Origin of the sequence: Candidatus Ruminimicrobium bovinum, from assembly GCF_902760015.1 — a bacterium.
Taxonomy (GTDB): domain Bacteria; phylum Elusimicrobiota; class Endomicrobiia; order Endomicrobiales; family Endomicrobiaceae; genus Ruminimicrobium; species Ruminimicrobium bovinum.
In genome coordinates, this window is the sequence record NZ_CACWEU010000006.1 from 1 (window position 1) to 11,884 (window position 11,884).

Genomic DNA, 11,884 nt, shown 5'->3' on the forward strand with positions numbered 1-11,884 from the left:
AAAAGAGTTGAAATGACGGCATATAAAGATATTCCGCATTTATATAATCCGTGCTGTATGGCAGAAGATGCGGATGTTATTACACGGCCTAACGAAGCATCGGAAGCTTTAAAACGGCTTGTTAAAGTTATGGAAGACAGATATGAAAAATATGCACAAAATATGGTTAGAAACATTGAAGATTATAATAATAAAATGGCGGCGGAAGGTCAGGATAAAGATTATTATATAGTTGTTATTATAGATGAGTTGGCGGATTTAATGATGGTTGCTTCAAAAGAAATAGAAGATTCAATTCAACGGCTTGCACAAATGGCAAGGGCTGTCGGAATACATTTGATACTTGCAACACAGCGCCCCACGGTAAATGTTATTACCGGAACAATTAAAGCAAATTTTCCCGCAAGATTATCTTTCCAAACTGTATCATCGGTCGATTCAAAAGTTATTCTTGATACAATCGGTGCCGAAAGTTTAATAGGTAAAGGTGATATGTTGTTTTTACCTCCGTCGGAGCCCCGCCCGGTCCGGCTTCAAGGTGCATTTGTTTCTTCAAAAGAAATCGAGCAGGTTGTAAAATTTATAGCAGACCAAAATTTCCCTAAAATATATGAGGCACTTGAACAGAATTTTACGGAAAATGCAATAGCAACGGCAGAAGATAAAGCCGAAAAAGATTTAATACCGGCATTAAAACTTATACTTGAAAGAAGAAGAATATCGCAGGATTTATTAAAAGCAAATTTCGGCGGTTCTGCCCGTGCAACAAATATTTTAAGTTTTTTGGAAATAAGGGGTTTTATTCATAAACCGGAGGGAACAAACCGTTGGGAAATAAATTATAATTTGATAGAGGAATACTTACAACAAAACGGGTAGGTGAAAAATTATGAAAAAATTTATTTTAATGTTTTTTGTTGTTTTTGCGGGAAGTAATTTGTTTGCACGGGAAGTATCGGTAGATACCATACTTGTAAATATCGAAAAAAAAGATAATTCAATTCAAAATTTATCGGTTGATTATGTTCAACAGATAAATTATTATTCCGTCAACGAAAAACAAACTTCTTCCGGAGATGTTAAATTTAAAAAACAAAATAATTTATGTATAGTTCAAAAAGCTCCTCAATTACAATATACCTATATAGACGGTAAAAAAATGACGGTTTATGTTCCTGCCAATAATCAGGCAATAGTAGATAATTGGAAATCCGTTCTTAAAAACGATATTATAGTTGCAACAATGATAAATTTCAGCAAGAATTGGAAACAGCTCAAAAAAACAGCTACCATAGAATTATCGGGACAAACCGATGACGATTATATTTTACTTATAAAACCTATCGAAAATGAAGGTTGGAAATTATTTATCAATATTGATAAAGAAAATTATTTTGTTAACGAAACCGTTTTTGATAACGGAAATTTTTCTTTAAATGTTAAGTTGAAAAATTACAGAACCAATATAAAATTAAATAATTCGTTATTCAAATTTGTTCCCGATAAAGAAACGGAAGTTATAGAATTATAGAGGTGCTTTAATATGGAAAGTTTAGGTGAAAAATTAAAACAGGCAAGAATAGCAAAAAATTTATCAATAGAAGAAGTTCATAAAATAACAAAAATAAACAGAAATTATTTGGCTGCTTTGGAAACTTCAAATGTAAAAGCTTTCCCGGCAGAAGTTTATTATAAAAATTTTTTAAAAAGATATGCTTCGTATTTAGGTTTGAACGGCGAACAAATATTGCAGGAATATAATGATTCCAAAAAACAACAAGAAAGTAAGGTTATACATAAGAAGAACAGTTCAAAAGAAAAAAAAGCAAGAAATAAAAAAGATTTTTTTATCCCGATAATTTTGATAATTTTAATATTAATTTTATTTTTGATGAATTATTTTATAAAAACCGATGCTCAAAAAACAGAACATGAAATAGATGATTTAATTAGTGTAAATAATGTTTACGATAAAAAACATGAAGATAAAACGGTAGAGGATAAAACAGCGGAAGATGAAACAATAAAAGATAAAAAAACTGATACGGAAAATAATAAAGTTGTTGAACAACCTGAACAAAAACCCGAACCTGAAACAAATAAACAGGAATCTTCCGTTAATAAAACAGCGGAAGAAAAACCGAAAATACAACAAGAGAAACCGCAAACAGTTACACCTGCTCCGAAAGTTCCGAAATTACCGGAACAAAGACTTTTTGTCAGAGCAAATAATGATACTTGGATAGATGTTTCCGCTGACGGTAAAAGCAAATATAAAGGTTTTGTTTTTAAAGGACAGGACAGTATTTATTATGCCGATGAATTTTTTACAATAAAAATAGGAGATGTTTCCGGAGTAGAAGTTTTTTTTAATGATAATCCCGTTGATATATTAAGCGGTGCAAATGAAAATAATGTAAATACGTTGGAACTGAAAAAATAAATATGAATAATAAAGTATCTCTTATAACTTTAGGTTGTTCAAAAAATACCGTGGAATCCGAAGCCGTTGCGGGCTTATTTGTTAAAGAAGGTTTTGAAATAACAGGTAATGTTTCGCAAGCCGATATAATTGTTATTCACACATGTTCTTTTATAGCCGATGCACAGAAAGAATCCGAACAATGTATTCTGTCTGCAAAAAATTTAAAAGATAAAAATAAAAATTTAAAAATTTATGTTTCGGGTTGCCTTCCGCAATTGATAGGAAAAGAATTTATAAAAAAATATCCTTTTATCGACGGTTATGTGGGAACAGGCGGTTTTGAAAAAATAGTTAAATTGATAAAAAAACAAAAATTTTTTTCGTCAATTGAAAATCCGTCCGGTGTAAATAATTTTAAAAGAAGAATTTTGTCCACAACACTTCCTACAACTTATATAAAAATAGCCGAGGGTTGTAACCACAGATGCAGTTTTTGTTTAATCCCGCAGCTTAGAGGTGATTATAAAAGCAGAACAATTAAATCCGTGGTCGACGAAGCAAAAGCACTTGCAGCATGCGGTATAAAAGAATTAAATATTATAGCACAGGATACTACAAGCTACGGTATTGATATTTACGGTAAGCCGTCTTTGGTTATGCTTCTTGATAAAATATCAAATATATCTTCATTAAAATGGATTAGATTATTGTATGCTTATCCTTTAAATATTTCGTATGATTTATTAAAAATAATCTCGGAAAGAAAAAATATATGCGGTTATATTGATATTCCGATACAACATACAAACAAAAGTATACTTTCAAAAATGGCAAGGCCTTTAAATACGGTTGAAATAATTGAAAATATAAAAAATAAATTTCCCAATATTGTACTTAGAACATCATTGATTGTGGGCTTTCCTGGTGAAACCGAAAAAGAGTTTAAAGAATTGGTAAATTTTGTCGGACAAAATTATTTTGAAAATATAGGAATTTTCGGATATTCCGACCAGTAAAAAGCAAAGTCTTTTAAATTGAAAAATAAAAAAAGTCAAAAAATAATAGATGAAAGAAAACAAATAATTGCAAATGTTCAATTTGAAAATGTTATAAAAAACAATAAAGCAAAAATCGGTAGGAAATTTGAAGCTTTTGTAGAAAGTATAGATAAAAATAAAGCTTATTGCAGAACGGAATTTCAAGCACCTGAAATTGACGGTATAACAATTGTTAATTTGAAAAATAAAAAAATAAACCCCGGTCAATTTATAAAAACGACAGTTTCGAATTTTAAAAATTACGACCTCATTGGAAGATTGGAAAATTAGAAAAACGGAAGTAAGGCGGAAATTTTTAAAATTGTCGTTAAACTTTTCAGCCACTCGGCTTTTCAGCTTATCGGCTAAAAAAATTGCGAAGCAATTTTTTTTTTAAATTTGATTTTTGTATAATAATTATGTCTTTTAATTTTAAGTCGCGGCGGTAGAATATGTCAAAAATTAACTTAGCAAATAAATTAACTTTATTAAGGGTTTTACTTGTTCCGGTTTTTATTGTGCTTTTGGAAATAGATTCTCTTTGGACATCTGTTGCGGCATTTATTGTTTTTGCGGCTGCCTCAATTACTGATTTTTTCGACGGTCAAATTGCAAGAAAATATAATACAATAACAACGTTTGGAATTTTTTTGGATCCTCTTGCCGATAAGTTACTTATAACATCCGCATTTGTTTGTTTTGTCGGTATGTATACTTTATCAATTCCTGCATGGATGGTAATTTGTATTATAGCAAGAGAATTTGTTATAACAGGTTTAAGGTTTATAGCTTCATCGAAAAATATTTCAATACCGGCAAGTATTCACGGCAAATTTAAAACAACATCTCAAATTGTTGCAATAGTTGTAATATTGTTGATTATAATTATAAAAGCAATTTTAGCAAATTTTTATTTTACGACTCCTTATGATTTGTTTGAATTAACCGGCTTTAGTTATTTTGCGGGTTGGTGTCTTTTAAAACTTCCTTATTGGTTGATGTTAGCCGTTACAGTATTAACTTTATATTCCGGTGTTGTATATATGTTGGAACATAAAAAGATTTTTCAAGAAGAATAGAAAAAATAAAATGCCAAAAATTAAAAATATAGTTTCCGGTCAATTTGAAACAAATTGTTGGTTGGTATATGATGATATCACAAAAGCTGCTGTTATTATTGACCCCGGGCAAGACGGACAAATTGTTATTGATACAATTAAAAATTTAGCATTACAACCGGAACTTTTAATAAATACGCATGGTCATTTCGATCATATATTATCCGATGATATTATCCGCAAAAAATATAATATCCCCTTGGCAATTCATAAAAATGATATACCTTTTTTAAGTGATGTAAATAAAAACGCTTCTTATTTAATAGGCAAACCTACGGTAATAAATAATCCTGAAATCATTTTTGAAAACGAGCAAAATTATAAAACAAGTTTTTGCGGTTATTCTTTAATAAATACACCCGGGCATACACCGGGTTCAGTTTGTATTTTGATAGAAAATGATTTGTTTTCCGGAGATACTCTTTTTGCCGGTTCCATAGGCAGAACCGATTTTCCGGACAGCAGTGTTTCGGAAATGAAAAAATCTTTACAAAAAATAAAACAACTTGATAAAAAAATAAATGTATATCCCGGTCATGGTTGTTCCACAAATATTGAAAAAGAATTATCGTCAAATTTTTATTTAAGATAAAATTTGCTGTATAAAAGGATTTTTATGAAAAAATTTATTGGCAGATTAGTATTTTTTACACTTTTATTGTTTTGCACTTGGAATTTAGCATTTTCAATTGAAAAAGACTTGAAGTTTTTAACTTACTTGTCCAATGAAGATTTACAACCTCTTGTTGCAATTGTAGAAAATAAACAGGAAAATAAATTAAGTGATAAAATTAAAAATAATCCGAAGGAACATTTGGATGAAATTATGGATAAATTGGAAAAAGGTGAAGGCCCTTTTTCTTACAGGCAAATTATTGAACAAGTTTGTAAAAAGGAAAATATAGAATTTGATAAAACAACAACAACGGAACAATTGGGAAATGCTCTTATAAAAAAAGTTTTTGCAGATTCTATTGATAAAATGGGAATAAAACAAAAAGAAAATTTGATAAAAGAAACAAGAGATACAATGAGCGAAGAAGAATTTGACGGCTTATTACAAAAATCAGGCGGGACAAACGGTTTCTTTATATCATCCGGTCAAACCATTACTAATTTGTTATTGGATGCTTATTCAAAAGATGAAATACTTGCAATATATATTGTTACGGGTATTGTTGATTGTTTTACACCGCAAAATTCCGAACCTATATATTTGGTAAATGTTCCTGCTGTAACATATATTGAAGCTATGAGAATGATTCAGTCGGAAAAAGATGAACAATTATATGATACTGATTCTTCTGGAATATTTGTTATTGTGTTGATTCCGGTAATGTTTATTTTGTTTTTGATTGTTGTAACAACAACATCAAAAAGAAATAACTCTTTATTTGGAAAAATTATAAATTTTTTGGTTGTAGCTGTATTATTTTTTCTTATAACATTTTTTTCAATTGCGATTGTTGAAGAATTCAATGTTATATTTATTTTTTTTCTGATGTTCTTTGTTATATTTTTGTATTTATGGGTATCAATGCAGTTTTATAAAAAAAATAATCTTTCTTTTTTTAGCAGATTACTAAACTATTTTGTTACATTTTTTCTTTTAGTATTTATTTTAGTTTCTCTGATTTCAAGTTACGACGAAAACGGAAATACAATTCTTTTTATTGTTCTTGCAGGATTTTTTTTAATTTTGCTTTTTATATGGAGATCAATACAATATAAAAAATAAATAAATTGAATGAAATATTGGAAAATAAACAAAAAGAAGAACCTGAACCAGGTCCATCAAATAAAGAAAATACCGAACGAGCCAATCAAAAACAAAGTGATAACAACTGGGATAAAAACACATAAGTGTTTTTTATTATAAAATAAATTTTACGGATTAGATATTTGTATGCAATATTTGGATAATTTTATTTCATATATTTTAATTGAAAAGGGCTTATCGCGCAATACCGCATTATCTTATAAAACCGATTTGAAAATTTATTTGCAATATTTACATGAAAATAATATAGAACAGGAAAATGCTCAACATCGGCAAATAACGGATTTTTTATGGCAGTTAAAAGAAAGAGGTTTAAGTCCTAACAGCATTTACAGAATGATAGAATCCGTCAGACAGTATTATAAATTTTTAGTTTTGGAAGATATTATAAAAGTAAATCCCACCGAAAATTTAACGGCGCCTAAAATTCCCATGAATCTGCCCGATACACTTACATCCGAAGAAGTTGAACGTTTATTGAATTCCGTTAACGGCAGTGATATTTTATCTTTAAGAAACAGAGCAATGCTTGAACTTTTATATGCAACCGGTCTCAGAGTTTCCGAGCTTATAAATTTAAAATTTGACAATATAAATATTGAAGAAAAATTTGTCACAATTATAGGTAAAGGTAAAAAGGAAAGGTTAATCCCTTTTACCGATATTGCCAAAACATATTTAAAACTGTATTTAAGTAACAGAAAAAAATCAAAATCGGATTTTATTTTTTTAACAAGATTGGGTAAACCGATATCAAGAATTGAATTTTGGAGGCAGTTAAAAAATATTGCGATATCTGCAGGAATAACAAAAAAAATAAGTCCTCATACATTAAGACATTCTTTTGCAACACATATTTTATCTTCGGGGGCCGATATCCGTTTTGTGCAGGAAATGTTGGGGCACAGTTCAATATCTACAACGCAAATTTATACACATTTAACCAAGGAACATATAAAACAACAACACAAAAAATATCATCCGAGAAGTTAAAATTTTGTATAATATTAAAATTAATTTGAACTTTAAATATAAAAAAGGAGTTTGTAAAATGAAAAAAGTTTTTTTGATGTTAAGTTTGGTGTGTTTCGGATTTGTTTTGTTTTCTTGTTCTTCAACTCCGAAAGTTACAAGAGTTGACGAAAGTGAAGTAATTGATTTAAGCGGAAATTGGAATGATGTCGATTCTCAACTTGTATCACAGGAAATGATTAACGATTCCGTTTCAAAACCGTGGTATGATATTTTTCTTAAAGCAAAACAAAAAAATCCTGTAATTATTGTAGGAACCGTTTTAAATAAAAGTGATGAACATATAAATACGGAAACTTTTACAAAAGATTTGGAAATGGCTCTTCTAAACAGCGGTAAAGCAACTTTTGTTGCAACAAAAGATCAAAGAGATGAAGTTCGTGCGGAAAGACTTGATCAAGCCGATTTTTCCGATCCTGCAACGGTAAAAAAATTCGGTAAGGAAAAAGGTGCCGACTTTATGTTGAAAGGTCAAATTAATACAATTACCGATTCCGTTAAAAATAAATCGGTAAAATATTATCAGGTTGAATTGGAACTTATTAATATAGAAACAAATGAAAAAGTTTGGATAGGACAAAAGAAAATTAAAAAATTCGTCGGCAAAAGCAAATATAAAGCTTAAGTAATGTATTTTAAAAAATTAAAATATTTATTGTTTTTTCTGCCTGTTTTTTTGGTTTCATGTTCGGGGTTAAACGGTTATTACTCAAAACTTGAAACTTTAATGACAAAAGAAAAATATAAAGATGCCGCTGCTCTGGTTGATAATTCACAAAAAACGTATGGCAATAAAAACCGATTGTTATATTATTTGGATTTGGGCTTAGCGCAGCATTTGTCTAAAAAATATTCCGACAGTAATTCCTCATTTGAACAGGCAAAACAAATATATTCAATAAATTATACGAAAAGCATTTCTGCAGGTGTGTTTTCGCTGTTTTCAAACGATAATGTTATTCCTTATTACGGACAACCTTATGAAATGGCTTATGCAAATGTGTTTTGTGCATTAAATTATATTTTGGATGGCCGTGACAATGAAGCCGTAGTTGAAGCAAGGCAGGTTGATAACCTGTTTAAAAAAATAAAAGCGGATTCTAACGGTAAAGCATTTTATAACGATGACGGTTTTGTAAGATATTTCATGGGAATTGTTTATGAAAATGCCGGTTATTATAATGATGCATTGATATCTTATAAATTGGCATTAAGGTATTATAATGTAAATAAAGATTATGCCGTGAATGTTCCGGATGATTTAATTTGCAGTTTATATACTATGTATTATAAATTGGGAATGTCAAGCCAAACCGAACAGTTAAAAACACAATATCCGAATGTAAAATTAATAAACCCGGGTAAAAATTCCGGTGAGGTTATAATTGTAAATTATAACGGATTATCTCCGAAAAAAACAGATAATATACTGGAGTTGTCTTTTTATAATGCTTGGCCGTATTTTATCTCTACGGCGGCAACAAGTCCCGAACAGGAAAAAGTTGAACAGGTGTTTTCTGCCGTAAGGGCAGGTGTTGCGAACGATTTTATAAAAGTTGCTTTTCCAAAATATGTTCGATATGAAAATGAAATAGTTTCTTTTTCCGTTGAGGAAAGTTCACGGAATATTTCAAACGGTTATTTAGCCGGTGATATTGCTTCGGTTATGGAAGCCGTTTTAAAAAATAATAATACGGCAGTTTATGCCAAAACAATAGCAAGAGCCGTTGCAAGATATGTTTTAACCAAGGTTGTTACAGACCAGGTTCGCCAACATGAAAAAAAAGGTGACCATACGTTAAGCATTATAACAAACAGCTTGTTAAACATAACGTCATCATTACTTGAAAAATCGGATAAAAGATCGTGGAGAACGTTACCGGAAAATATCAATATGGCAAGGTTTGTTTTGCCGGAAGGTGTACATAAATTAAAAATAAATTATTTGGATTATGCAAACAGAGTTGTAGGAACGGAAGAAATTGAAATATCCGTAAAAGCAAATAAAAAAACTTTTGTAACGGTTAATTCTTTAAAACTTAAATGATGAATAATGTTTTGAATATAAAAATTAAATTTGAAGATGTTTTGGTTCGAATGGGAGCCAATAAATACAGAACGAAAATAAATTCCAACATTGAAGAAATAATTTTAGAATCTATTGATATTGCTCAAAAAATATTTAAACCCAAATTCGCAACAAGTATAGCCGATAAAAAAATTGAAGGTAATAAAATTATATTGGACAATTTTGTAATTTACAGTAAAGATATTTTTAATTTGTTAAAAAATTCAAAAAAAGTATTCGGTATGGTTGCAACGGTAGGTTCCTCAATAGACGAAAAAGTTACGGCTCTTCAAAATGAAAATAATACGTTATCGGCATATATATACGATTCAATAGGTTCGGTGGCTGTAGAACAACTTGTAAATAATATTTGTAACGAAATAAAAAAAACAAATAAAACAACAAACAGGTTTTCCGTAGGGTATGGTGATTGGACAATAGATAATCAAAAAGAATTTTTAAAATGGCTTGCCGCAGACAGGATAGGAATTACTTTGTCAAATTCTTTTCAAATGTCACCTAAAAAAACGGTTTCCGCACTTTTGGGTATTTTATAAAAAATTTTATATAATAACGAGATAATAATATATTTGATAACGAGGATGTTTATGAATATAATAAACGGTAAAGAAATATCGCAAAAAATAAGGTTGGAACTTAAAGAAAAGGTAGCTTTGTTGTCAAAACAAAAAGGTAGAATTCCCGGGCTTGCAACAATACTTGTCGGTGAAGACCCTGCAAGCAAAGTTTATATCGGCTCAAAAATAAAAGCATGTCAGGAAATAGGTATGAAATCTTTTCATCACGGGTTACCTGTAAATTCCACACAGGAAGAAATAATTTCTCTTATAAAAAAATTAAACGAAGATGAAAATGTTTGCGGAATATTGTTACAACTTCCTTTGCCTAACGGACAAAATCCCGATAAATGTATAGAAACTATTTCACCTTCAAAAGATGTTGACGGTTTGCACCCTTATAATGCGGGAATGCTTACACTTGTTAAAAGTTGGAAAGAAATTGTCGATAAAAAGATGCTTGTTTCCTGCACACCGATGGGAATAATATACTTGTTGAAATATTCCGGTATTGATATAAAAGGTAAAAATGCTGTTGTTATAGGAAGGTCTAACTTAGTAGGTAAACCGATATCAATGTTAATGTTGGCAAACGACGCGACCGTGACAATGGCACATTCAAAAACCGGAAACTTAAAACAAATAACAAAACAAGCCGATATTGTTATTGCCGCCATAGGTAAAGCAAAATTTTTGACGAAAGATTTTATAAAAGACGGTGCAACCGTTATTGATGTAGGTATTAACAGAGTTGATAAAAAATTATACGGTGATGTTGATTTTGAAGATGTTAAAGATATGAATATAAATATAACTCCCGTTCCCGGCGGAGTAGGACCTATGACCATAACGATGTTATTAAATAATGCTGTTTTGGCTTTTGAAAGACAATGAAACAAATAACATTAAAACCGATCAATGCCTGTGAAAAAGTTTTTAATTTACTGGAAAAGAAAAAATTAGTAAGAACACTAAAACCTACGCGAAAAGCAATAATCACAAGAACAAAAACAGGAACGGTTGATATTTTATATACATCAAGAAAAAATTTCGGTTCACACAGATTGATGTGTATAGGTAAAAGAAATACAAAAGTTCAACTTTGTTACCATAAAGATAATGAAGATTTGTTTTTTTTAAATCCCGGTAATATTGAATACAAACCTTTATATTTAGTTTTTGCTGTTGATAAAATTGATGTTTTTTTAAAGAAATTAAAAGATGATGAATTGAAAAATTCGGATTTTATAACCGTAAAAATTATGTATAATAATATAAATTTCGGTTTTTTTACGGTTTTAAAAAATACGGTTCATTGTGAAATAACTACCGAAGATAATAACAAACAACATCCTATTTTTTTTGTAAGTGAAAGTTCCGATTTAAAAAATAATAAAGTACCTCATAAAAATTTAAAATTTGTTATATCCGGAGAATTATAATGGAAGTTTTATTAAATATTTTAGTCCCGTTAATAACAGGCATAATTTATTTCGGAATGGCTTGGGAAGTTTCAAAAGTGGGTAAAATTCGTAAAATAATGTTCGGTGAAATCGGCTACAAAAAAATGTTTGTAACTTTTATACTTTTGGGAATATATTTTATAACAAGACCGTTGCAAAATGTTATAGGTCCTCATCCTTGGCCGATGTTGATAAATTCCGCAAGACAATTTTTTATTATGGCAATAATTGCCCCATCCATTTTTGTAAGCATATTGCACTGGGTTCCCGGTGAAGGCGGAGCGCCTAAATCATCGGTAGTTGCTTCCTATGTGATAGGTATTCTTATGGGTATAATTTTTGTTCTTACAAATTCTATGGCTGTTGACGGTTCAAAAATTATA

The 11,884-nt window shown here is 29.9% G+C and carries 15 protein-coding genes; all 15 read left to right on the plus strand.

Annotated elements, in window-relative coordinates; genetic code table 11:
* Positions 1-879: FtsK/SpoIIIE domain-containing protein (locus tag ACMUOV_RS00120; protein WP_413852587.1), on the plus strand; the 879-nt coding region annotated here is incomplete at its 5' end.
* A 10-nt stretch (positions 880-889) separates the two neighbouring features.
* The gene (locus tag ACMUOV_RS00125) at positions 890-1,531 is read left to right on the plus strand and encodes a LolA family protein (RefSeq protein WP_413852589.1); all 642 of its coding nucleotides are present in this window, start codon (positions 890-892) and stop codon (positions 1,529-1,531) included.
* Positions 1,532-1,543: 12 nt separating this feature from the next.
* Positions 1,544-2,443 (plus strand): helix-turn-helix domain-containing protein, encoded by a 900-nt coding sequence (locus tag ACMUOV_RS00130; protein ID WP_413852591.1) that lies wholly within the window; start codon positions 1,544-1,546, stop codon positions 2,441-2,443.
* A gap of 2 nt (positions 2,444-2,445) precedes the next feature.
* Positions 2,446-3,441 carry a MiaB/RimO family radical SAM methylthiotransferase gene (locus ACMUOV_RS00135; protein ID WP_413852593.1) on the plus strand — a complete coding sequence of 332 codons (996 nt, stop codon included), beginning with the start codon at positions 2,446-2,448 and terminating at the stop codon, positions 3,439-3,441.
* 18 nt (positions 3,442-3,459) lie between these two features.
* On the plus strand, positions 3,460-3,753 hold the full coding sequence (locus ACMUOV_RS00140) for a hypothetical protein (protein ID WP_413852595.1): 294 nt from the start codon (positions 3,460-3,462) through the stop codon (positions 3,751-3,753).
* A gap of 161 nt (positions 3,754-3,914) precedes the next feature.
* On the plus strand, positions 3,915-4,541 hold the full coding sequence (gene pgsA / locus ACMUOV_RS00145) for a CDP-diacylglycerol--glycerol-3-phosphate 3-phosphatidyltransferase (protein ID WP_413852597.1): 627 nt from the start codon (positions 3,915-3,917) through the stop codon (positions 4,539-4,541).
* A gap of 10 nt (positions 4,542-4,551) precedes the next feature.
* The gene (locus ACMUOV_RS00150) at positions 4,552-5,172 is read left to right on the plus strand and encodes an MBL fold metallo-hydrolase (protein ID WP_413852599.1); all 621 of its coding nucleotides are present in this window, start codon (positions 4,552-4,554) and stop codon (positions 5,170-5,172) included.
* A gap of 24 nt (positions 5,173-5,196) precedes the next feature.
* Positions 5,197-6,318 carry a hypothetical protein gene (locus ACMUOV_RS00155; protein ID WP_413852601.1) on the plus strand — a complete coding sequence of 374 codons (1,122 nt, stop codon included), beginning with the start codon at positions 5,197-5,199 and terminating at the stop codon, positions 6,316-6,318.
* Positions 6,319-6,486: 168 nt separating this feature from the next.
* Positions 6,487-7,353, plus strand: coding sequence for a site-specific tyrosine recombinase XerD (gene xerD, locus ACMUOV_RS00160; RefSeq protein WP_413852603.1), 867 nt, complete (start codon positions 6,487-6,489; stop codon positions 7,351-7,353).
* 58 nt (positions 7,354-7,411) lie between these two features.
* Positions 7,412-8,017 (plus strand): penicillin-binding protein activator LpoB, encoded by a 606-nt coding sequence (locus tag ACMUOV_RS00165; RefSeq protein WP_413852605.1) that lies wholly within the window; start codon positions 7,412-7,414, stop codon positions 8,015-8,017.
* A 3-nt stretch (positions 8,018-8,020) separates the two neighbouring features.
* Positions 8,021-9,439 carry a hypothetical protein gene (locus ACMUOV_RS00170; RefSeq protein WP_413852607.1) on the plus strand — a complete coding sequence of 473 codons (1,419 nt, stop codon included), beginning with the start codon at positions 8,021-8,023 and terminating at the stop codon, positions 9,437-9,439.
* A gap of 11 nt (positions 9,440-9,450) precedes the next feature.
* Complete coding sequence (locus tag ACMUOV_RS00175; protein WP_413852609.1) at positions 9,451-10,017, plus strand: hypothetical protein; 567 nt, start codon at positions 9,451-9,453, stop codon at positions 10,015-10,017.
* 51 nt (positions 10,018-10,068) lie between these two features.
* Positions 10,069-10,932: a bifunctional methylenetetrahydrofolate dehydrogenase/methenyltetrahydrofolate cyclohydrolase FolD gene (gene folD / locus ACMUOV_RS00180; RefSeq protein ID WP_413852611.1), complete on the plus strand. Its 864-nt coding sequence runs from the start codon at positions 10,069-10,071 to the stop codon at positions 10,930-10,932.
* Complete coding sequence (locus ACMUOV_RS00185) at positions 10,929-11,480, plus strand: hypothetical protein (protein WP_413852613.1); 552 nt, start codon at positions 10,929-10,931, stop codon at positions 11,478-11,480. The genes folD and ACMUOV_RS00185 overlap by 4 nt, the downstream gene beginning before the upstream one ends.
* The coding region (locus tag ACMUOV_RS00190) for a hypothetical protein (RefSeq protein ID WP_413852615.1) at positions 11,480-11,884 on the plus strand (405 nt) is incomplete at its 3' end. The genes ACMUOV_RS00185 and ACMUOV_RS00190, both read left to right, overlap by 1 nt.

Excerpts from the sequence above, each read along its gene's own strand:
- ACMUOV_RS00150 (WP_413852599.1), top strand. The coding sequence starts at position 4,552 with ATGCCAAAAATTAAAAATATAGTTTCCGGTCAATTTGAAACAAATTGT.
- xerD (WP_413852603.1), top strand. The coding sequence starts at position 6,487 with ATGCAATATTTGGATAATTTTATTTCATATATTTTAATTGAAAAGGGC.
- ACMUOV_RS00125 (WP_413852589.1), top strand. The coding sequence starts at position 890 with ATGAAAAAATTTATTTTAATGTTTTTTGTTGTTTTTGCGGGAAGTAAT.
- ACMUOV_RS00165 (WP_413852605.1), top strand. The coding sequence starts at position 7,412 with ATGAAAAAAGTTTTTTTGATGTTAAGTTTGGTGTGTTTCGGATTTGTT.
- folD (WP_413852611.1), top strand. The coding sequence starts at position 10,069 with ATGAATATAATAAACGGTAAAGAAATATCGCAAAAAATAAGGTTGGAA.
- ACMUOV_RS00185 (WP_413852613.1), top strand. The coding sequence starts at position 10,929 with ATGAAACAAATAACATTAAAACCGATCAATGCCTGTGAAAAAGTTTTT.
- ACMUOV_RS00170 (WP_413852607.1), top strand. The coding sequence starts at position 8,021 with ATGTATTTTAAAAAATTAAAATATTTATTGTTTTTTCTGCCTGTTTTT.
- pgsA (WP_413852597.1), top strand. The coding sequence starts at position 3,915 with ATGTCAAAAATTAACTTAGCAAATAAATTAACTTTATTAAGGGTTTTA.
- ACMUOV_RS00155 (WP_413852601.1), top strand. The coding sequence starts at position 5,197 with ATGAAAAAATTTATTGGCAGATTAGTATTTTTTACACTTTTATTGTTT.
- ACMUOV_RS00130 (WP_413852591.1), top strand. The coding sequence starts at position 1,544 with ATGGAAAGTTTAGGTGAAAAATTAAAACAGGCAAGAATAGCAAAAAAT.
- ACMUOV_RS00135 (WP_413852593.1), top strand. The coding sequence starts at position 2,446 with ATGAATAATAAAGTATCTCTTATAACTTTAGGTTGTTCAAAAAATACC.